Here is a 21,993-nt window from a genome sequence, read left to right as displayed (position 1 = left end):
ACTGGGTGGAGAAACTGATTCCGCTTTTCCACCCATCCTTTTGTTTTAGCTTTCGAAATGATCCCGGACAAGACGGTCGAGCAGACGAACGCCGTAACCGGAAGCCCAGGTCTGGCTATACTCGTTTGCTGGCGACCCCATAGCCGTCCCGGCCACGTCCAGATGCGCCCAAGGGGTCTCGCCAACAAAGCGCTTCAGGAACTGTGCTGCCGTGACGGCTCCGCCATAACGACCAGCGCTGTTCTTCATATCGGCAAACTTCGAATCGATCATCTTGTCGTATTCGGTACCGAGCGGCAGACGCCACAGCTTTTCACCGGTCGACTGACCCGCATCATAAAGCTGATCCGCAAGTTCGTCGTCATTGGAGAACAGACCGGCATGATACTGGCCGAGTGCGACCATGACCGCACCCGTAAGAGTGGCCAGATTAATGATGAAACGCGGCTTGAAGCGGTCATTCGTGTAGTGCAGTGCATCAGCGAGGACGAGGCGACCTTCGGCGTCGGTATTGATGACTTCGATCGTCTGCCCCGACATGGACGTCACGATGTCGCCCGGACGCTGCGCATTGCCATCGGGCATGTTCTCGACAAGGCCGATAATGCCGATGGCATTGACCTTTGCCTTGCGCCCGGCCAGCGCGCGCATCAGGCCGGTGACGGCTGCGGCACCGCCCATGTCACCCTTCATGTCTTCCATGCCGGAGGCCGGCTTGATGGAAATGCCACCTGTATCGAACACCACGCCCTTGCCGACGAAAGCGACCGGCTTTTCCTTGCTCTTGGCACCCTGCCACTCCATGACAACCAGTCGCGGCGGGCGAACGGAACCCTGTGCCACGCCCAGAAGCGCGCCCATGCCGAGCTTCTTCATTTCCTTCTCGCCGAGGATTTCGACCTTCACGCCAAGCTTTTCAAGCTTTTCCGCTTCCTGTGCAAACTCCACCGGACCAAGAATATTCGCAGGCTCATTGACGAGATTGCGCGCCTGAATGACGCCGTCCGCCACCGCTTCGGCAACTTCAAACGCACGCTTCGCCGTATGAGGATCAGCAACGCAGATGCTGATCTTGGCAGCGTGTTTCGGATCGCCATTTTCCTCATTATTCTTGCGCGTCTTGTAGCGTTCGAACTTGTAGGAGCGCAGAATCATGCCAAGCGCCAGATCTGCTGCCTCGTCACCGGCGATGGTGGTTTCAGGCAGTGCAAGCGTTACGGTTGCGCGCTCTGACTTGCCGATTCGTGAAAATGCAGCCCCGCCGATCTTCAGCCAGTCGTCATTGCCAAGCTTGCCTGGCTCCCCGACACCAACCAGAACGATCTTGTCGACACCGCTGGAAGTTGTCTCGATCGCTTCCGCCGTCTTGCCCAAAGCCCCGGTAAATCCGGAAATTTCGGCAATGCGCTTAATCTTTTCCGCACCGCCTGCAGCCTGAGCCGCCTCGTCCGCGAAGCCGCCGCCCTTGGCGACGAGGACGATGGACACGCCTTTTCCCGGTGCTGCAAAATCGCTGAAAGAGATCGAAGGACGTTTAGACATGACAACTCCAAACTTGATGTCGATTTGAGAATGACACGATTGTGTCGCGACTTTTCCCCACTCATGTGAGACGAATATGGCGAAACAGCAAGAGTGGATCCCAGATTGTGCCAGTTTTAGCCCGAGGAAAACCGTGCAAGACACAATTGCAAACCCGTCTTCCCTGCTCCGTGCAAAAACTGGTTGCCTTGAGCCAACTCATCGCTCATTAACAGGCTCCATTAATGGAAACAGCAGAGCTGGCGTCTTCGAGTTGCATTTAGTAATCTGTTAACCGCGTTTATTGGGCCAATCTTAGCCAAGCGTCATTAAGTTTAGTGATTATCACGAGTGATGCAGCCTTTTTCGGGTGCGTGCTCCCTCAACGGAACCGGGATGTAGACTCTACCTATGCGATTGATTGAGTTGTACATCTTGCGCCGGGTGGCGATCATGTTCCTCGCAGTGCTTGGCGCTGCAGTGGGCATTACCTGGACCGTGCAGGTGCTCCAGCGCATCGACTTTCTGACCACAAGCGGACAGACATTCCAGACAATCGTTCAGTTCAGCTCGCTTTTGATTCCGTCGGCCATCCCTCTCGTGATGCCGTTTGCGCTGATTATTGCAATTACACAGACGCTTTCGACGATGAACCAGGATTCCGAACTGGTCGTCATCAATGCTTCGGGCGCACCGCGCAGCGCGGTCATGCGACCTATTCTGATTCTTGCAGCCGTCATTTCCGTCGTGTCGTTTCTCGTCGCCAATTATGTCGATCCCTATGCGCGCATGAACATGCGCGCGATGATCGCCAATGCCAGTGCCGATCTGATGAATGTCATCGTTCAGGAAGGGAATTTCCGTAAGCTCGCGGATAATCTCTATATTCAGGTCGCGGAACGGCGTGCTGACGGCAGCATTGGCGGGCTTTTCATTGCTGATTCCCGCGATCCATCGCTCGACCTCATCTATTACGCTGCGGATGGCGCGATTGCTTCGACGCCGACCGGCGACATGCTGCTGATGCAGAATGGCGAGGTGCAGCGGCGCGACGTGTCGGACGGCACCGTTTCGATCATCAAGTTCAATTCCTACGCGTTCGACCTCAGCCAGTTCGCTTCGGCTGGTGACGATTTCGTCATCTATGCAAAGGACCGTCCGCTTTCCTATCTGTTGAACCCGGACCCGAACGACCCGGTCCTTCAAACCCGACCGCTACGCTACAAGGCCGAATTGCACCGGCGTCTGACGCAGTGGCTCTATCCGGTTGTCTTTGCAATGATCGCACTGGCGTTCGCGGGCGATTCCCGTTCGCATCGCGAGGCCCGTGTCTCGGCCTCCTTCTCGGCAATCAGCACCGCCCTTCTCGTCTATTGGGCAGGCTATTTTGCGTCGGATCGGGCAGACAAGGATGCAGGCTATATCGTTGTCATGTATCTGGTGCCCGCGGCCGTCATTCTCGTGACAGGCTTTGCGCTCGCCACCGGGCGGCGGATCGGTCTGCCAGACAAATGGAATGACCGCATTCTCGATTATATCGACAGCTTGAGAAAGCGCGTTTCGGAACTCTATGCCCGTTTCACCGGACGTCCACGTAACAATGCCGGAGGACAGGCATGATCGGCTGGACACTCGGACGCTATTTCTTCATCCGCTATGTGCAGATAACGCTCTATTTTCTGCTCGGCATTTTCGCATTGTCGCTGCTTCTCGATTTTACCGAGAATGCGAGCAAGCTATCAAACCTGCCGGATTATTCGGTGTGGGCGGCGCTTGGTCTTTCCGCCATGCGCGTCCCCTTCATCATGCAGCAGATGATCCCCTTCGTTGCCCTGTTCTCCGCAATGGCGACGCTCATCTCGCTGAACAGAAAATACGAACTCGTCGTCGCGCGTTCCGTGGGCGTTTCCGCCTGGCAGTTCCTTTTGCCTGCCTGCTTCGGCGCCTTTCTGTTTGGCCTCGCCACGATCTTCATTCTCAATCCGTTCGCCGCTTACGGTTTTGCCAAGGCCGATGAAATCGCATCGACATGGAAGACCGGCAAGGTTACCGACGTATCCGCACTGCGTGATCCCTGGCTGCGCCAGAAGACCGATGAGGGTGAAACCATAATCGGCGCAAAAAGCATTCTGGATCAAGGTGCTACGCTTGCTGATGCGACATTCATTCAGTTCGATGAAAAGAAGAATATCAAGGAACGTTACGACGCGCGAACCGCGCAGCTGAAGGACGGTCACTGGGAGCTCACCGACGTGACGCGATTCGCGCGCGGCGAAGAACCCCAGAAAATGGCGAGTTTCCAGATAGAGACGCAGCTGCGTCCCGAATATGTGGAAGAGAAGCTCGCGACGCCGGACACCATTCCCTTCACGCAGTTGCGCCACAAGATCGAAGTCGCCCGTTCATTCGGTTACTCCGCAAACGCATTTGACATGCAATACCAGTCACTTCTGGCCTTGCCGGCATTGCTGATGGCGATGACTCTCATTGCTGCAACAGTGTCGTTGAAATTTGTGCGGTTTGGTCAGTCAGGAGCTATGATTCTGGGTGGCGTTATCGCAGGCTTCATGCTTTATGTCGTTTCGGTGCTAGTGAAGGCATTCGGGAATGCGGGATTCGTTCCGCCGTTCGTGGCTGCCTGGGTTCCAGTTATTATCGCGACATTCTTTGGTGTCTCCTTTCTGTTGCATAAGGAGGATGGTTAGTGGGTTCGAGTAACGCCCGCATGGTATTGCCCCATTCGCTCTCGCGCCTTGCGCGCGGGACTGCCATGGCGTGCGTCCTTGCTTTACCTTTCATTTCTGTCGCGGCCCTGCCCTCACCTGCATCGGCACAGGACGCGCTCGGCGCTAATTACCAGAGCGACCCGAATGCGCGCATGCTTCTGCAGGCAAATGAGCTTGTCTATGATCGCGATGTGAACACCGTAACCGCTCAGGGCAAGGTGCGTATCGAGTATGACGGCAATCATCTCGTTGCCGACAAGGTAACCTATAATCAGCAGACGCGGCGCATGACCGCGACGGGGAATGTTGAGATCGTCGAGCGCGACGGTAACAAGATCTACTCCGACCATATGGACATCACCGACAGTTTCCGTGACGGCTTCGTAAACGGCCTTCGCGTCGAGACGACGGATAACACCCGTTTTGCCGCTGAAAGCGCGGAACGCAGCAACGGCGAGATCACGACGTTCAACAACGGCGTCTATACGGCCTGCGAACCCTGTGCCAAGAACCCGGACAAGCCTGTTCTCTGGCAGATCAAGGCGCGCAAGATCATCTGGAACAGCACGACAAAGACGGTCCGTTTCGAACATGGCCGCTTTGAGTTTTTCGGCATGCCGCTTGCCTGGTTCCCGGCATTCGAAATGGCTGACCCGACGGTGAAGCGTAAAAGCGGCTTCCTGTTTCCGGGTTTCTCGTACAAGGACGATCTGGGCGTCGGTATCAAGAACTCATATTTCTGGGCACTCGCCCCGAATTACGACGTGACCCTTTCTTCGACATATTACTCAAAGCAGGGCTTTCTGACTGAAGCCGAATGGCGTCATCGCCTTGAAAACGGCACATATAATCTTCGCATCGCCGGCATTCATCAAAACAAGCCGGGCGAATTCGATCTCAACACAGTTGACCGCCAAGAAGACAACCGTGGCATGGTCGCCTCTAAGGGCGATTTCAATCTCAATTCGCGCTGGCGTTTCGGCTGGGATGTGATGGCACAGACCGACCGCAATTTCAGCCGCACCTATGGTCTTGAAGGCTATAGTGCAGAAACTCAGGTTTCGAAGATCTACCTCACGGGTGTCAATAATCGTAATTATTTCGACCTGAATTTCTATCGCTTCAACGTGCAGGAATCCCTTCTCGCGAACGACCCGAACGAGATGCATTCGAAGCAGCCTTGGGTTTTCCCGAGCCTCGATTATTCCTACACGATGCCTGATCCGGTTTATGGTGGTGAACTGAACTTCACCACCAATCTGCAGGCGCTTTATCGCCAGAATGCAAATTTTACGCCTCTTGGCACCAGGTTTCCCCGCGTTCCCGGCTTCGACGGAACAAATGTTCGTCTGACCCAGGAAGCGGAATGGAAGCGCACGTTCATCACGCCTGCCGGTCTGGTCATCACGCCGTTGCTGGCACTACGTGGTGACGCTATCAGCGCCAATACGAATTTCAATCTGACAGATGCTGGCTATACGGATGCGCTTGTGCGCTCGGAAGCCTTACGCGCCATGGCAACCGCCGGACTTGAACTGCGCTGGCCGATCCTGTTTTCGACGACAAGCTCGACACACATCATTGAACCTATCGCCCAGCTTTATGTTCGCAACAACGAACGTTATGCCGGCGAACTGCCGAATGAAGATGCCCAGAGCTTCGTCTTCGATGCGACGAACCTGTTCTCGCGCGACAAGTTCTCGGGTTATGATCGCGTTGAAGGTGGTACCCGTGCCAACCTTGGCCTGCGCTATTCTGGCAACTTCAACAATAGTGACTGGGCTCTGTATGCCCTCGGCGGTCAGTCGTTCCAGCTTGGCGGCGTAAATTCTTACGGCACCAGCGATTTCGTGAATGTTGGTGCAGACTCGGGCCTGCAGGATGCACGTTCCGACTATGTCGCCATGATCGGCACATCGAACTCGACAGGTCTCGCCCTGGCTGCTCGCGGCCGTTTCGACAAGGAAAGTTTCTCGGTTCAGCGCGGCGAGCTTGAAGCCCAGCAGAGCTGGCAGAAGCTGACAGTTTCCGGGCAATATGCCTATATCGCCCCGCAACCGGCTTACGGTTATTCCGAACTTCGTCAGGAAGTTACCGGTGCGGCAACAGCGCGTATCAATGCAAACTGGCGCGTTTTCGGTTCGGGTACCTATGATCTGGTCTCTGAAACACTGGTCCGCGCATCGTCAGGTCTTGCATATGACGATGAGTGCTTCACTTATTCGATGGCTTATGTCCAAACCCGCAATCCGGGCGATGACAAGCCGTCCCATAGTGTCGGCTTCAACATTTCGCTCCGCACCTTGGGCGACATAGGCAGCGGTAACCAGACTTTCTAAACTTGATGGACCGGAAGTGTTGGAAATGCTTCCGGTCTTTCCATTTAATACGATAAAGAAATTTGCACATCCGAGCTCAATCTGGCTTCCTTTCTTCAGTATTCAGACGATACAAGCTTCGTAAAATAGCTTTTGGGTCATTGTTTCGCCGCACTAGCTCATTTATACAGGCAGCTTATGATGAGCCGCTGATATGATTGCTTGTAGGGTTCGATAGCGGCAATGACTGTAATGGGATACGTCCGGTAAGGATTGTCGTTCGTCGACCGGAAGGAATCGGGAAAGAAAGATGATGATTGCAAGACCTCTCTTCGCCTCCATGCTGAGCGCCGCAGTCTGTCTGACGACGCTTGGAACGGTTGCGGTTCCCGCATTTGCTGCGGGTGCAGGTTCCGAGGTCAAAGTCATTGTTTCCGGCAACGCCATCACGAACAGCGATATTCAGCACCGCGTGGCCTTTTTGAAATTGCAGCGCAAGGGCGGCAATCTCAGCCAGGTCGCAAAAGAAGAGCTGACCGACGAAATGTTGAAGCGCGTCGAAATGAAATCGCGCAGCATCAATATTTCCGATCAGCAGGTGGATGAGGCTTATGCCGGATTTGCCAGCCGCAACAAGATGAGCCTGACACAGCTTAACCAGTTGATGAACCAGTCGGGCGTCACACCGGATCATTTCAAGAAATACATCATGGTCCAGATGGGCTGGGGTCGCCTTGTGAGCGCCCGCTTCCGCGCTACTGGTATGGTCAGCGAACAGGAAGCCGTTCAGCGCATGCTGAAAGACGGTGGCAAGAAGCCTGTGGCGACCGAGTACCGCCTCCAGCAGGTCATTTTCGTAGTGCCCGCCTCCAAGCGGTCTCCCGGCTTGCTTTCCAAGCGCAAGCAGGAAGCAAACGCACTCCGCTCCCGTTTCCAGAGTTGCGATGCAACCCGTCAACAGGCCAAGGGCATTCTTGACGTCACTGTTCGCGATCTCGGTCGCATTATCGAGCAGCAATTGCCGGGCGAATGGGCGAAAGCCATCAAGGCAACATCGGTCGGAGGCACCACGCCACCGCAGGAAACCGAAAAGGGCGTTGAATTCCTGGCTGTCTGCTCAACCCGACAGATTTCGGATGATCGCGTCGCCCAGCTCGTCTTCTCCATGGAAGGAGCTGATTCCGCATCTGGCCAGGAAAAGAAGGCTGAGGAGCTCAGCAACAAGTATCTCAAGGAACTGCGCGAAAAGGCGAAAATCGTTAATCGCTAAGAGGGTTAGAGCGCGTTTCGATCTGATTTAATCAGATCGATGCGCCTCGACTGTTTGTTTTGAAACGCATCTTGTCCGAAAACCGTTTCACAATTTTCGGGATGCGCTCTAGACGGTATCATCCGTATTCATTGGAATATCGACGCGATGTCCGCAGAACCCGTTTCTCCTCTCGCCGTCAGCATTGGTGACCCGTCGGGCATAGGTCCCGATGTTGCGCTTGCAGCCTGGCTGCGCCGCAACGAGCTTTCACTACCGCCCTTCGCGCTGCTGGCAGATCCGCTGCAACTCTCCGAGCGTGCGCGACATCTCGGCGTGGATGTCGAGATTGAGGTTGTTTCCACCATTGCTGCGGCAAACCGCGTGTTTTCTCGCGCATTGCCGGTGCTCCCGCTCAAGAACAGGCTGACCGACAGTGTCGGCAAACCCTTGATGGAAAACGCTGCGGGCATCATTGAGGCCATTGAGCGAGCGGTTGAGCTCACATTGAATGGCGAGGCTTCGGCAGTCGTTACCTGCCCAATTTCAAAGAAACCGCTTTATGAAGCGGGTTTTCGGCATCCGGGCCATACGGAATTTCTTGCGGAATTGGCAAGCAAGCATGTGGGAAGGCCCGTCACGCCGGTCATGATGCTGGCGGGGCCGCAGCTTCGCGCCGTTCCGGTCACCATACATATCCCGCTTTCCGAAGTGCCTGTCCGCTTGACGACAGCGGATATCATCGAAGTGTCGCGTATTACGGCCACCGAATTGCGAGAACGCTTTGGCATCCAGTCGCCGCGTCTGGCCATATCCGGACTTAATCCGCATGCGGGTGAAGGCGGGGCCATGGGCAAAGAGGACGATGCCATTATCCTTCCCGCAATCGAGGCGTTGCGCCGCGAAGGGATAGATGCTCGCGGTCCCCTACCCGCCGATACGATGTTTCACGCGCCAGCACGCGCGACCTATGACGCCGCAGTCTGCATGTATCACGATCAGGCCCTTATTCCAGCCAAAGCACTGGCTTTCGATGAGACTGTGAATGTAACCCTGGGGCTTCCCTTCATTCGCACATCGCCGGATCATGGCACAGCTTTCAACATTGCAGGGCAAGGAATCGCCCGACCGGACAGCCTTGTCGCTGCCATTCGCCTTGCACAGGAACTGGCTGGAAACGCAGCCGACGGACATTAGAGCGCCTGATCGGCACTCTGAGTATTTGTTTCAATGCGCATCTTTGCCGAAAACCATTTCACAGTTTTCGGGATGCGCTCCAATAAGTAGAGATGGCATGAGCATAGATGGCCTCCCCCCACTTCGCGAGGTAATTGAACGGCACGATCTGATGCCGAAGAAATCGCTTGGCCAGAACTTCCTGTTCGATCTTAACCTGACGTCGAAAATTGCTCGTCAGGCAGGCAACCTGCAGGACCAGCCCGTTATCGAAGTCGGTCCAGGTCCCGGTGGCCTGACCCGCGCACTTCTTGCGCAAGGCGCTTATGTTACTGCAATCGAGCGCGATGAGCGATGCCTGGATGCACTTGCCGAGATCGAAGCGCATTATCCGGGTCGTCTGCGTATCATCTCCGGCGATGCTCTTGAGCAGGATTTTTCGACCTTGTTTCCGGAAGGGCCGAAGCCGCGCATCGTTGCCAATCTGCCTTACAATGTCGGCACGCAGCTTCTGCTCAACTGGTTGCTGGTCGAACCTTGGCCACCCTTCTATTCGTCCATGACCTTGATGTTCCAGCGGGAGGTTGCCGAGCGTATCGTGGCGATACCTGACAGCGACCATTACGGACGTCTGGGGGTGCTCGCCGGGTGGAGAACGGTTTCCAAGATCAGCTTCGACGTGCCGCCGCAGGCGTTTACACCACCGCCAAAAGTCATGTCGTCGGTCGTCCATATCGTCCCGCGTGAAGATCCGCTGCCTTGCAATGCGATTGCGCTTGGGCAAATCACGCAAGCAGCTTTCGGACAACGCCGCAAGATGTTGCGCCAAAGTCTGAAACCGGTTGGCGGAGCCGAACTCCTTGAAAAGACTGGCATCGATGGAACTCGCCGGGCGGAAACGCTCAGTGTCGAAGAGTTTGTCGCGCTGGCAAATGCCCATCGCCCGATCAAGTAATCAATGATGACGGCTGCCTTTTCCGGACGCAGACTGCGTGGTTTCGGGAGCATTCGGAATGGCTGGCAGTTTCATTTCGTTGACGATTTGACCCACATGATCAATCTCTTCACGGAAACTGTTCAGGGATGAGCCGGTCAGTTTTTCGCCTGCGTTAAGACGTGCGGTCAAGGGATCGACATACTGATCGCCGACCTTGAGCTCATAATAGAGGTGCGGACCAGTGGAATAGCCAGTCGATCCGACATAGGCGATTACCTCTCCCTGCTTGACGTGCTCCCCGACCTTCAGTCCTTGTTTGGCCGATGAGAGATGCGCATAGGTTGTGCTATAGCCACCCTGATGGCGGATACGGACATATTTTCCATATCCCTTCTGATACGAAATCAGCTCCACCACACCATCACCCGCCGCGACGATGGGCGAGCCGATCGGCGCATCGTAATCGACACCATTGTGATGTTTGCGAACGTGCAGAACAGGATGCACGCGCCAGCCGAAACCATCGTTGAGACGGCCATTCGGCAGAGGCTTCTGCATCAGATACTTCGTCATGGACGAGCCGTCTTCATTGAAATAGCCGGCACCGCCATTGCCCTCATGGCGGTATAGGCGGCGGCTTTTGCCGTCCGTTGTAAACTCGACAAAAACAAGCTCAGCTTCCGTCTCGGCACTCTTGCGGAAAAGAAGGTCGATCAGGTCGGGTGTTTTCGCGCCCTTCAGCGAAACGCCGTTCTGTGCGGCCAGCTTCTCAACCTCGCCGACGATTGTGTTCGGGGCGCCTGCCTGCTCCAGCCGGGACGGAATGGAGCCGCTGTTGCTGACCGCATTCTGCGGATGATACGCCGTCAGCATCGCATCGCGCGACAGGCGGGCAAAAAGGCGTTCATTGCCTGTGGCGCGAAAAACGCCATCGTCAGCGCGCCCATAGACGGCCTTGCCAATATCGCCATGCTCGAAACGTGCAAGCGCGATATGCTGCTCCCCATCGGCCTGCTGCCGGGGTTTATCGACCAACAATTCAAGATTATCGCCGGGCACCAGTTCTGTGCGAGCCAAGGCTTCTTCCAGACGCTTGCTGTCCTCAACCGCGATACCGGCCGCTTGCAACAATGCGCCCAGCCGCTCGCGCGACTGCGGCGCGACAATGATCGCGTGCACTTTTGCCCCTGTCCCGACAGCCGGTTTGGCCAGACTGACATTGATAGGAACGCCTCGCTCCAGTTCCTCCTCGGGCCGTCTCGGCATGGATTTCGGTGCGGAAACCTCCTCGCGGAGCGTGTCATCAATGGCAGCCCGGCTCGAACCTTTCACGTCGAGAACCACATGCTGATAGGTGTATAGACGCGCATCGCCGTCCTCAACACCTTCGGCGATATCGATACGCCGTGATATGCGGTTGGCCGTGTCGCCACCTACTGCTGGCGCAAGTCGCGCTTCTTTCTGTGCGGCGTGATGCAGAACTAGAGTAGCCGGGTCGACCATGACGGGCTGAGCAGCGTGACCGTGGCGGACCAGCCGACCTGTCGTAAACAGGAGCCCGCCTCCGGCCATGGCGGTTGCGGCTATCAGCGCCAGGCAAAACCGTAAATGCGTATGCAGGGAAAACCGAACCTGCCGGAATGGTTTCAAACTGCGGGAGGAAAGCGGCTCGCTCTTCAACGCAGCACCGCAGGCCGCAAAATCTGGCTCCGCCGTCGCAGCAACTTGTCGTTTGTTTGCTGGCGCTGACCAGAAGACCATTTTGAATAATTCTCCACCGCAGGATTATCGACGGAAGAGTGGTAAACACAGCGGCTAAAATAAGGCTTCCGGCGACATATCCACCGGAAGAGAATCACATTTAGCAATTTGTGAATATCAGCCTTTGGCCCGGCCCCGACGATGTTCTACCAGCATCGACCACGTATAGAGCGCAAGCCCGGCCCAGATCAGCGCGAAGGCACCGAGCTGAGCCGTCGAGAACGGCTCATGGAAGATGAAAATCGCAAAGAAAAACAACATGGTCGGCGTCATATACTGCATGAGGCCAAGCGTCGTATAGCGCAACAGTTTTGCACCGCCGGCATAGAGGATCAGCGGGATGGCCGTGAATGGTCCTGCCAGAAGCAGCATCGTCACATTGAATGCCGGGCCGGTGGAGAAATGGTCCTGACCGGTTGCGGCCAGCCACAGCACGTAGCCCAGCGCCGGGATGCACAGGATGAGCACTTCAAGCGTGAAGCCCTGCAGCGGCGGCATCGGCAGTGATTTGCGGAAGAAACCATAGAGGCCGAAAGTCAGCGGCAGCACCAATGATACCCACGGCAGACCGCCTGCATTGACAGTCAGAAGCAGGACCGCAGCGAAAGCCAATCCTACAGCAACATATTGAACCCTGGTCAGTCTTTCGCCGAGAAAGAGACCGCCGAGAACAACATTGAACAGCGGATTGATGTAATAGCCGAGTGCGGCACCCATCACCTGATCGTGGGCAACGGCCCAAACATAGATCGACCAGTTGATGGTAATCAGCCCTGCTGTCAGGGCAGCCATGGCCAGCATGCGCGGCTGGCGCACTGCATTGAGAATATCCTTGAACTGCCCCAGCACGAGAAGGAGCAACAGTGCAACCGGAACCGACCAGATCACACGATGCGACACGACTTCCATTGCCGGAATGTGACCGAGTGCCTTGAGATAGAAAGGCAGAGCGCCCCAGAGCCCATAGGCTGCGATGGCCATCAGAAACCCGCGCGACCCGTCAGAAAGGCGCGTATCGGTGATGGTCTGATCGGACATGCCTCTCTCCTCGGCGAAACAACAGGTGTCGGCCTGCCGGTTGTGGCAGGCGAAGCATCAAATTTCACCTGCTATGCGCTCAACGATCCATAAAATCCATTCAATTAAACTGATCGAAGCATCAATCGCCGTGAACAGATGGCTTTACTCGGCAGCGGCCAGTCCGGCCATCGAACGATTCTTCATCAGCTTGTAATTGACCGAATCCATCAGCGCCTGGAAGGACGCATCGATGATATTGTCCGACACGCCGACCGTGCGCCAGCGCGCGCCGGACGCATCGCCGGACTCGATCAGCACGCGCGTGATAGCCGCCGTACCACCATTGAGGATACGCACCTTGAAGTCGACCAGTTCAAGATCCTCTATCTCGGCCTGAAAACGCCCAAGATCCTTGCGCAATGCGATATCGAGCGCGTTGACCGGGCCATGCCCTTCCGCCACCGACATGCGCACTTCACCATCGACTTCCACCTTGACCACGGCTTCTGAGACGGTCTTCAGCATGCCGTTGACATCGAAACGACGCTCGACGAGACAGCGGAAAGAGTCAACTTTGAAGAATTCGGGCTGCGGCGTCAGCATGTTGCGTGCGAGAAGTTCGAAACTCGCATCCGCACCTTCATAGGCATAACCTTCGGCCTCACGCTCCTTGACCAGTGCAATCAACGTGTCGAGACGCACATCGTCCTTCGCAACCCTAATGCCCCGGCGCTCCAGTTCCGCGATGAAATTGGATTTCCCGCCTTGATCCGACACCATGACACGCCGACTGTTACCGACCGTCTCCGGCGGAATATGTTCATAGGTCTGCGGTTCCTTGAGCAGCGCGGAGGCATGAATTCCGGCCTTGGTCGCAAAAGCGGAGGTGCCGGTATAGGGCGCTTGCTCGGTCGGGGGGCGGTTCAAGATATCATCGAAGGCTCGCGAGATCCGTGTGATCCCCTTCAGCGCGGCGGGCTTGATACCCAATTCAAAACGCTCGGCCCAATAGGGCTTCAACGCAAGTGTCGGGATCAGCGAAACGAGATTGGCGTTGCCGCAGCGTTCGCCGATACCGTTGAGGGTACCCTGCACGTGGCGAACACCCGCATCGATAGCCGCTAGCGAGACGGCAACCGCCTGCTCCGTATCGTTATGGGCGTGGATTCCAAGGCTCTCGCCCGGAACCACTGCCGTCACGGCAGCAACGATCTCGGCAACTTCCGATGGTTGTGTGCCGCCATTCGTATCGCAAAGTACAACCCAGCGCGCACCTGCAGAGTAGGCCGCCTTGGCACAGGCCAGCGCATATTCAGGATTGGCTTTATATCCATCGAAGAAATGCTCGCAATCGACCAGCGCTTCCCGCCCTGCCATGCGTGCTGCGGTGACCGAAGCCGTAATTGACTCCAGATTTTCCTCATTGGTGCAGCCGAGCGCGAGACGAACATGATAGTCCCAGCTCTTGGCAACGAAGCAGACGGCATCCGCAGAAGCCTGCAGCAGGCTGGAAAGACCGGGATCGTTGGATGCCGATACACCCGCACGCTTCGTCATGCCGAAGGCCACGAACTTGGCACGAGCAGTCTGGCGACGTTTGAAGAAGGCCGTATCGGTCGGGTTGGCACCCGGATAACCGCCTTCCACATAATCGACGCCAAGCTCTTCGAGCAGCACGACAATCGACTTCTTGTCCTCCACGGAAAAATCAATGCCGGGTGTCTGCTGTCCATCCCGCAGCGTGGTGTCGTAGATATAGATGCGCTCACGTGCCATTATTCTGCTCCCCGCGTTCGGGCAGGACAGCAACCACCCGTTTCAAGTTCTGTCCGTCCTCGCACGCTTCGCGGCTGCGGGCGGACGGTAAGCGTCTGTTGCCCGTCCCGCAAAGTGGTGTCGTAGATATAGATGCGTTCGCGTGCCATTCTTGCCTGCCTGTCGGTGGGTATGCGGCCCCCGGTCAACCTTGGTCAACCTTGCTGTTGCGGCCAGCTTTCAGTGTCGTAATCGGGATGCTGGTAGGAAATCATCGTTCTTACAAATTCGATGCTCTCCGGGTCGCGTTCCGTTGTATAGCCGGGAAGATTAGCGAGCTCGGGCACATAGGGCAGTTGCTTCTCGATACCCCATTGAACCGTTGGCTCGATTTCCTCAGGCGCATCGAAGGCACCGATAGCAAGTGCGACCCCGTCGGGAGCTTCATAGGTGAGCGGTGTTCCGCACTCGGAACAGAAACCGCGCTGCACATGATTAGACGAGCGGAAACGCTTCGGCTCGTTGCGCGTCCATTCCAGCTTCGCGTCCCCCACCGACACCAGCGGCGCATAGAAATTGCCGAATGCTTTCTGACACATCCGACAATGACAGATCGATGCGGAGCCCATCGCGCCATCGACGCGAAAGCGAACCGCACCGCACTGGCAACCGCCGGTATAGATCGGTTTGTTATCAAGCGTCATGTCATCCTCCCCTACTGCACAAGCTTGTTAGCCTACCACATCCCAGATGGTTGTGCGTTCGCCCGTTGCCGGGTCCTTGCCATCCTTGAGCTGAACACCTTCGCGAAGCAGTTCATCGCGAATACGATCAGCCTCGGCCCAGTTCTTCTCATTGATGAAGCGCAGACGCTCCGCGATACGTGCTTCGATGGCTTCACCATCCACATCGGCCTTTGCAAAAACCGGAATGCCTTCAGCCGTTATGAAATGCGGATCCAGCAAGCCCAGCAGCGCCATGCCCTCGCCCAACCCGGCGACATCCCGCTCTTTGAAAGCCTTGCGCAATGCCGTGATCGCCGTCCAGCTATTGAGATCGTCAGACAGGGCCTCGACCACCTCGCTAACTGCGATCAGCGTTTCCGGCACAGTGAATTTCCTGTCGCGCAGCAAGCCGTACCAGCGATGCAATTCATCGGCAGATTCTGCCAGACGCTGTGCCGTCCAGTTGATCGGCTCGCGATATTGCGTCTGCAGCATAGACAGGCGCGCCGCCAGACCGACCCAGCGATCATGCGCATCGACGTCATCCCACACACCCAGTTGCGGCAGACCTTCGTTAAGCACATCGCGAATGGTGATGAAGTTGCCGAGCGATTTCGACATCTTCTGCCCTTCGACCTGCAAGAAGCCGTTATGCATCCAGATGCTTGCCATCCGTTCGGTATCAAATGCGCAGCAGGATTGCGCAATTTCGTTCTCGTGATGCGGGAAGACGAGATCGATACCGCCGCCATGAATGTCGAACTGGTTCTTCAGCGGATCATCGCATTTCAATCCGCCGCCAAACGGTTCGAGCAATTTTGCCGTCGCCATTGCCGAGCATTCAATATGCCAGCCCGGCCGACCCAATACCTCAATCCCCGCAGGAGAGGACCAGCCCGGCTCGCCCTCCTTCGACGGCTTCCACAAGACGAAATCCATTTCATCCCGTTTGTAGGACGCCACGTCGACGCGGGCGCCTGCCAGCATCTCGTCCAGCGAGCGGCGGGCAAGAGCGCCATAGCGCGGCCCCTTCCGTTCGTTCATGGCAGACGGCGAGAAGAGAACATGGTCCTCGGCCACATACGCCACACCGAGCTTCACCAGACGATCGATCATCGCACGCATCTCGTCCATATGCTCGGTGGCACGCGGCTGAACGCTCGGCTGTAGATTGCCGAGCGCCGTTACGTCAGCCTGAAACTGCGCATTGGTGCTTTCCGTCACCCGGCGAATTGCTTCATTGAACGGCAGGTCTGGGTAGTCCCGTACGGCGCGGGCGTTAATCTTGTCATCGACGTCGGTAATGTTGCGCGCATAGGTGACGTGCTCTGCACCATAGACATGACGCAGCAAACGGAACAGCACGTCGAAAACGATCACCGGACGAGCATTGCCTATATGCGCGAAGTCATAAACCGTCGGTCCGCAGACATACATGCGCACATTGTCGGCATCGAGAGGAGAAAACTCCTCTTTCGTGCGGGTCAGCGTGTTGTACAGACGCAGTTTTGGCGCATAAGCCATTGTAAATATTCCCCAAAAAGACCTGTGAAATGAGTGCGCAACTGACCGCAGCCGACTGCCCGGGGCGTTATCATCCAATTTTTATGAAAGGGAGACGAAAACGGCCGGGCCAGCAAACTGCTAGCCAATAATAATCGCACAAATACAAATGATCGTGGACGGCGTTTTCATGGCTGCACTTATCCTCAGCAGGAGTGCTTCCGTCAAGAACTTTCGCTAAGCGGCTGATAGTTTGGTCGGATCGCCGGGCATGTTGTATTTTTGCAACCTGCGAGCACCCTCTCCCGCGTTAACCGGAAAACCGCAAAACCGGCTCCAAACAGCCTTCATTCGGTCTCAATGAATCACAAAATGGTGATCAGGCATTATCGAAAGGAAGGACCAATGTCTAAAAGTGAACTGCAACCCCGCCAAGACCGACTGGTCGATAAGTACCGCGAAATCGGGCCTGCCGTGCTTGTTGCAGCATTGCTGAACGCCACGCGGCGCAGCAGCGACGGTCGTAACGACAATCGCAGGCGCTCCATTCTCGCTGTCAAAAAGACAGGCTGAATAGGCAGATGTCGTTCAGCGCCGAGCCGTGCGGGCTCGGCGAACAGAGTCGGTTGATGCGTAACAAATAACGCCAGTCCGGCGAGACTGGCGGTCGCTGTCAGAACATCGAAAGCTGCCCGCCATTTCTGTCATCGGGCCCACCATCGGGTTCGGGCTTGCTCTTTCGCTTCGGCCTCGCACGTTCCAAAGGAACCTGTTCCTCTACACGCTCCTGCAAATCAGGCGTCGTGTTGGCTACCTTGTTGACCTTGTCCGACACGGGAATCGCTTCAAAGAAATCCTCCTGAGCTGGGCGCATGATATCCGCCACTTCTCGCGGCAGAAAACGCTTGCAGTCGAGCCAGCGGGCAAAATCCTCCGGCTGCACGACAACGGGCATCCTTTCATGGATCGGTCGCAACAGGCCGTTTGCGCTTGTCGTCAATATGCCTCCGGTATCGATCTGCGATCCATCCGCGCTGCTCCATGTCTCGATCAGACCGCCAAACGCAACAATGCCGCCTTTGCGCGGGCGCACCCAGTAGGCTTGAGCCTTGTTTTTCCCCTCACGGCGCCATTCGTAAAAGCCCGATGCCGGGATCAGGGCACGTCGGTGATTCAGTGCCGCACGGAACGAATTCTTCTCCGCAGCCGTCTCGGAGCGGATATTGAACATGGGTGACCAGTCGTTCGGGTCTTTAACCCATGACGGTACAAAACCCCAGCGCACCAGCAACCCGACACGATCCGGCCTGTTGCTGCCCGGCGGCGGCGTTTCGCCGCCGATAATGGTCAATATGGGCTGAGTTGGAGCAATGTTGTACCGTGGAGGAAAATCCTCTGCGATCAATGCGGCCGCGAAGGCCTCCAGCTCTTCCCGGCTTGCAGTCAATGAAAAACGTCCACACATGGCGAGCATGTTCAAGCTTTTTGGTGAGCGGTCAAGGGGTGCTTTTCCATCGCCAACTGGTGTAGTTCTAGCATGATGAAAACTGTTCCCGTATTTCCGATTCCTGCCAAGGTTCACGGTGTTTCACTGATCTGCCGACGTGCAGGGCGTTTCCTTCTGGTCGAGCGCGGGAAAGAACCGTGGAAAGGCTGGCTCGCCTTTCCAGGCGGCAGTATCGAACCGGGCGAAACACCCGAAGAAGCCGCGATCCGTGAACTCAAAGAAGAAACAGCGCTCGAGGCAAGGGCGTTATCCCATGTCATTACCGTGGACCTCGCGCTTGAGGGACAAGCATATGACAAGAGCTACTACCTGTCCGTCTTCCGGGCGATGGACGTTTCAGGTCAGGAAGTAGCCGGAGACGACGCTGCATCCATTCACTGGCTGACGATAGAAGAAATGGCTTCGGCAAAGGTGACGGACAGCACCCTCGATGTTGCCCGCACTGTGGCAGAGACTGAGGACGAGCATTCCGATATTAATCCTGTTTAGCGATCTGCCTTGAAGAGGCCCCTATTTATAGCAATAGCTCATTTTCAGGTGAGAGGTTTTCGATTGAAAAGCATTCCGTTTTTTCGACCGGCTATCTGCTTCTCGATCGCTTTATGGGTCGGGGCGGCGTTTCCGGCTTCCGCTCAGGATGCCCCCTATGAAGGGAAGATGCTGCGGCTGGCCGAAATTCTCGGCTCGCTTCACTATCTGCGCAATCTGTGCGGCGAAGCTGGCAGCGAATGGCGCGATCGGATGGATGCGATCGTAACGGCGGAGAAACCTTCCGAAGCCGAACGGGTGCGGCTCATTTCGAGCTTCAACCATGGGTATCGCGTGTTCAGCGACAATTACACCCGCTGCACCCCCTCGGCGCTTGCGGCGATAGATCGCTACATGAAGGAAGGCGAGGACTTGTCGAACGAGATCATCTCGCGCTATGGAAATTAACCAATCATTCACTCTTGTGCGGATTGACAGGATTAGTTCCTTCAAATCTGTGATAATCTGTTAACACTGTCTTAAGAAGGCAGACAGCTTGCAAGGTGGTAGAGCTCCCGCAAAACGGTGAGACACCGCCTGTGCAACAGAAAGGCGAAAGCCAGGATGAAGTCTATGGAACATGCACCGGCCGATCTGGACGAAATGATTGCACGAGAGAAGAAGCTCGTCGCAATCGAATATCACAGCGAGGCCTGGGCTGACGGTATCTCTGAAGGTATCGAACCGGAAATCCTTGCCGAAGCGGCCTTCACCACTGCGCTTACCGAATTGATCCGTGAAGCAGGCGACGACTGTGCGCTGGAGCTGATCGAAAGAATGCGCGAGCAAATCGTAGCGGGAACCTTCCTGCCGCAGCGCATTCTCCAATAGCATCGACAGAGTGCCGGTCGCGGGACCAGACCGGCGCAACAGTTCCCTCCCGGCGTCCCTCTTCCAGCGCCACATGTCATTTCCGATCAGGAACTCCGCCTCGCCCCTAATTGTATCGGCCGGGATATTCCTTGCCTGTGGCATTGCCTTGCCCGCAGCAGCCGCGAGCGCCTTTAAAGTCGCGCTGACGGATCAGTCGGATTTCCTGCAACGGCCCGGCTCCCGTCCCATGACGGATGAAGGTGAAAACCCTTCCCCTATTCCGCTACCCGGCGCGATTCCTCGTGCCTTGCCAAGAATATCGCCAGACAATGTGCCAGCCCCAGCTGCATCCTCCAAACCCATGCCGGAAATCCATCGCGACTTTGACAAGCTGCCCGAGCCTGTAAGGCTGACACGCGAGCGCATGCTGCAAGCAGCCCGCTCCGGTGACATTGAACAGTTGCGACCGCTCCTCGGCGTTGAGGACAAAGCCACCCAGCTCTCATTGGAAGACCACGAGGAAGACGTTATCGACTTCCTCAAATCACTATCGGGCGATGAAGCTGGCCGGGAAGTTCTGGCAATCATCGTCGATCTGCTGGACACAGGCTATGTGCATCTCAACGCAGGCAAAGACAACGAAGTCTATGTCTGGCCCTATTTCTACGCCATGCCTCTCGACAAGCTGACGCCACCCCAGATCGTGGAGCTTTTCGAAATCGTCACCGCCGGTGATTTCGAGGATATGAAGAAGGCGGGCGGCTATATCTTCTACAGTATCGGTATCGGCCCGGACGGAAGCTGGCGTTTTTTTACCGCTGGCGAATAATCATACTGCGATGCGAACCCGGCTCGGCGGTTCCTTATAGATGCGCTGCCAGACCCGGCGGAATTGCCGGGCAGAAGCAAAACCGGCCTGTGTCGCGACATTTTCGATATCAAGTTCGGAATGCAAAAGCATCTCTCGCGCAAGGCTGATCTTGAGCCGATTGACGTAGTCCGTCACCGTCATTCCGGCATATTCATTGAACAGACGCGAGAAGTTGCGCGGGCTCGCCCCGCCGATATCCGCCAGTCTTTCCACGGACCATTCTGCTGCCGGGTCATGTGCGATGGCATCCTGTGCGCGATGCACCACCGGGTTCATATGATTTCGCCCCTCAAGCCAGGGCGATAGCTGCGGATCATTGCCGCTACGCCGCAGATAAACGACCAGATAGCGCGCGACAGCCAGCGCTGTGGCGTGATCGGTCAACCCGGCAACGATGTGCAGCATCAGATCAATTCCGGCGGTGATGCCCGCGCTCGTCAGTCGCTCGCCATCTTCAACGAAAAGCCTGTTTTCATGCACGCGTGCGGCCGGAGCCAGTCGTTCAAGTTCACCGATTGTCAGGTGATGCGTGGTGCAGGAGTAGCCATCGAGCAGCCCCGCGCGTGCCGCGAGCAGCGCACCGGAACAGATCGTCACCAGCCGCACGCCGGGGCGAACCGTACGGCGAAGCCATTGAACGATCTCTTTTTCCAGCACCGCATCAGCGGCTCGGTCGGTCTCCGCATTTCCAAGTGGAATATCGGCAGTACCCGAAACAATGACCAGCGCGCCATCTGGCAGCGCCTGCGGCAGAGGTTCAACGCCAGCCACCGGCAGACCGATGGAGCTGAGCGCAGTTGAAGCTGGTCCGATATAATGAACATCGAACCGTACCTTCTGCTGATCGAGATTTGCCTTGCGCAAAACCTCAAGCGGCCCCGCCACGTCGAGCAGAAGCACACGTGGCGGGATGATGACATAAACCGGAATTGACCGGGTGATGTCTGCTTGCTCACTCATGCGGCCTTCCGTTCTCCCGGTGCTGTGAGCGCCTGTTCCACGGTCACGATACGGGCAAAACGATTAGCCAGAACAAGCTCTGTACGCGCCTTGATTTCGGCAGCGCTCCACTCATGGCCACTTGCGTCGGTCATCGGAAAGGTCAATGTCGCTTCACTGACGAAATCGACATGATATCCGAAATCCGATGCCTGTCGCGTTGTAGTCTCGCAGCATTGCTCGGTGCGAATGCCGGAAACCAGCACCCGACGGATACCATTCGCAACCAGCCAGACATCAAGCCCGCTTCCGACCAGTGCACTGTGGCGACGCTTGCGGAAAACCGCGTCCGGCTCAATCGACAATGGTGAAATTGCCTTCACCAGACCTGACGCTTCCGAGAATGGGCCTTCATTCTCGACATGAAAAATCTGCACCACAGGAATACCGGCACGCATGGCACCATCGATCAGCGCCTGCTGGCGTTCAATATAGGCACCAACCTCTTCGTCCCGGTAGTAAGGCCGGTGGCGGAATGACTCCTGAGCATCGATAACCAGCAGAGCCGTATCATGAGCGGACATTTTTGTTCTCCATATCAAAAGACTATAGGGAGAAAATACGCCTTGCAACCGAGATCAAAA

Annotated in this window: 20 protein-coding genes; 11 read left to right on the top strand and 9 right to left on the bottom strand. The window is 56.3% G+C overall.

The features are described from left to right. Positions 1-45 precede the first annotated feature (45 nt). Complete coding sequence (locus CQZ93_RS03825) at positions 46-1,542, bottom strand: leucyl aminopeptidase (RefSeq protein ID WP_105541414.1); 1,497 nt, start codon at positions 1,540-1,542, stop codon at positions 46-48. Between the two features lie 390 nt (positions 1,543-1,932). Here CQZ93_RS03825 and lptF point away from each other — a divergent pair, with 390 nt between their 5' ends. From lptF to rsmA, 6 genes are all read left to right on the top strand, one after another. Further along, the gene (gene lptF, locus CQZ93_RS03820) at positions 1,933-3,141 is read left to right on the top strand and encodes an LPS export ABC transporter permease LptF (protein ID WP_105541413.1); all 1,209 of its coding nucleotides are present in this window, start codon (positions 1,933-1,935) and stop codon (positions 3,139-3,141) included. Continuing rightward, positions 3,138-4,226, top strand: coding sequence for an LPS export ABC transporter permease LptG (gene lptG / locus CQZ93_RS03815; protein WP_105541412.1), 1,089 nt, complete (start codon positions 3,138-3,140; stop codon positions 4,224-4,226). The genes lptF and lptG overlap by 4 nt, the downstream gene beginning before the upstream one ends. A gap of 20 nt (positions 4,227-4,246) precedes the next feature. After that, positions 4,247-6,586 carry an LPS-assembly protein LptD gene (locus tag CQZ93_RS03810; RefSeq protein ID WP_105541411.1) on the top strand — a complete coding sequence of 780 codons (2,340 nt, stop codon included), beginning with the start codon at positions 4,247-4,249 and terminating at the stop codon, positions 6,584-6,586. A gap of 289 nt (positions 6,587-6,875) precedes the next feature. Beyond that, a complete protein-coding gene (locus CQZ93_RS03805; protein ID WP_105541410.1) occupies positions 6,876-7,835 on the top strand; it encodes a peptidylprolyl isomerase in 960 nt (319 codons plus the stop codon). A gap of 147 nt (positions 7,836-7,982) precedes the next feature. Further along, positions 7,983-9,011 (top strand): 4-hydroxythreonine-4-phosphate dehydrogenase PdxA, encoded by a 1,029-nt coding sequence (gene pdxA / locus CQZ93_RS03800; RefSeq protein WP_105541409.1) that lies wholly within the window; start codon positions 7,983-7,985, stop codon positions 9,009-9,011. 97 nt (positions 9,012-9,108) lie between these two features. Further along, positions 9,109-9,945 (top strand): 16S rRNA (adenine(1518)-N(6)/adenine(1519)-N(6))-dimethyltransferase RsmA, encoded by an 837-nt coding sequence (rsmA, locus tag CQZ93_RS03795; protein ID WP_105541408.1) that lies wholly within the window; start codon positions 9,109-9,111, stop codon positions 9,943-9,945. On the opposite strand, the gene CQZ93_RS03790 is transcribed toward rsmA, so the two are convergent. From CQZ93_RS03790 to cysS, 5 genes are all read right to left on the bottom strand, one after another. After that, positions 9,946-11,688, bottom strand: coding sequence for a M23 family metallopeptidase (locus CQZ93_RS03790; protein WP_105541407.1), 1,743 nt, complete (start codon positions 11,686-11,688; stop codon positions 9,946-9,948). It abuts the gene before it with no gap. A 117-nt stretch (positions 11,689-11,805) separates the two neighbouring features. After that, positions 11,806-12,726 (bottom strand): EamA family transporter RarD, encoded by a 921-nt coding sequence (gene rarD / locus CQZ93_RS03785; protein ID WP_105541406.1) that lies wholly within the window; start codon positions 12,724-12,726, stop codon positions 11,806-11,808. A 144-nt stretch (positions 12,727-12,870) separates the two neighbouring features. After that, positions 12,871-14,484, bottom strand: coding sequence for a citramalate synthase (gene cimA / locus CQZ93_RS03780; RefSeq protein WP_105541405.1), 1,614 nt, complete (start codon positions 14,482-14,484; stop codon positions 12,871-12,873). A gap of 194 nt (positions 14,485-14,678) precedes the next feature. After that, positions 14,679-15,167, bottom strand: a complete 489-nt coding sequence (locus tag CQZ93_RS03770; RefSeq protein ID WP_105541403.1) for a GFA family protein — start codon at positions 15,165-15,167, stop codon at positions 14,679-14,681. 27 nt (positions 15,168-15,194) lie between these two features. Further along, a complete protein-coding gene (gene cysS / locus CQZ93_RS03765; protein WP_105541402.1) occupies positions 15,195-16,712 on the bottom strand; it encodes a cysteine--tRNA ligase in 1,518 nt (505 codons plus the stop codon). Positions 16,713-17,096: 384 nt separating this feature from the next. On the opposite strand from cysS, the gene CQZ93_RS03760 reads away from it, so the two are divergent. Next, the gene (locus CQZ93_RS03760) at positions 17,097-17,264 is read left to right on the top strand and encodes a hypothetical protein (protein ID WP_010661656.1); all 168 of its coding nucleotides are present in this window, start codon (positions 17,097-17,099) and stop codon (positions 17,262-17,264) included. A 100-nt stretch (positions 17,265-17,364) separates the two neighbouring features. On the opposite strand, the gene CQZ93_RS03755 is transcribed toward CQZ93_RS03760, so the two are convergent. After that, positions 17,365-18,156, bottom strand: coding sequence for an SOS response-associated peptidase (locus CQZ93_RS03755; RefSeq protein ID WP_105543159.1), 792 nt, complete (start codon positions 18,154-18,156; stop codon positions 17,365-17,367). A 75-nt stretch (positions 18,157-18,231) separates the two neighbouring features. Here CQZ93_RS03755 and CQZ93_RS03750 point away from each other — a divergent pair, with 75 nt between their 5' ends. From CQZ93_RS03750 to CQZ93_RS03735, 4 genes are all read left to right on the top strand, one after another. After that, complete coding sequence (locus CQZ93_RS03750) at positions 18,232-18,687, top strand: NUDIX hydrolase (RefSeq protein ID WP_181153367.1); 456 nt, start codon at positions 18,232-18,234, stop codon at positions 18,685-18,687. Positions 18,688-18,759: 72 nt separating this feature from the next. Continuing rightward, positions 18,760-19,134: a TIGR02301 family protein gene (locus CQZ93_RS03745; RefSeq protein WP_422616089.1), complete on the top strand. Its 375-nt coding sequence runs from the start codon at positions 18,760-18,762 to the stop codon at positions 19,132-19,134. Positions 19,135-19,290: 156 nt separating this feature from the next. Next, positions 19,291-19,557, top strand: a complete 267-nt coding sequence (locus tag CQZ93_RS03740) for a hypothetical protein (RefSeq protein WP_105541399.1) — start codon at positions 19,291-19,293, stop codon at positions 19,555-19,557. 73 nt (positions 19,558-19,630) lie between these two features. Further along, the gene (locus CQZ93_RS03735; protein ID WP_105541398.1) at positions 19,631-20,368 is read left to right on the top strand and encodes a hypothetical protein; all 738 of its coding nucleotides are present in this window, start codon (positions 19,631-19,633) and stop codon (positions 20,366-20,368) included. On the opposite strand, the gene CQZ93_RS03730 is transcribed toward CQZ93_RS03735, so the two are convergent. Both CQZ93_RS03730 and CQZ93_RS03725 read right to left on the bottom strand, forming a co-directional pair. After that, positions 20,369-21,370 (bottom strand): GlxA family transcriptional regulator, encoded by a 1,002-nt coding sequence (locus CQZ93_RS03730; protein WP_105541397.1) that lies wholly within the window; start codon positions 21,368-21,370, stop codon positions 20,369-20,371. Next, positions 21,367-21,933 carry an isochorismatase family protein gene (locus CQZ93_RS03725; RefSeq protein WP_105541396.1) on the bottom strand — a complete coding sequence of 189 codons (567 nt, stop codon included), beginning with the start codon at positions 21,931-21,933 and terminating at the stop codon, positions 21,367-21,369. The genes CQZ93_RS03730 and CQZ93_RS03725 overlap by 4 nt, the downstream gene beginning before the upstream one ends. Between the last annotated feature and the right edge of the window lie 60 nt (positions 21,934-21,993).

It is taken from the genome of Ochrobactrum vermis, assembly GCF_002975205.1.
Classification (GTDB): Bacteria; Pseudomonadota; Alphaproteobacteria; order Rhizobiales; family Rhizobiaceae; genus Brucella; species Brucella vermis.
The sequence above is the reverse complement of the archived record's forward strand: the minus strand, read 5'-3'. Positions and strand labels throughout refer to the sequence as shown.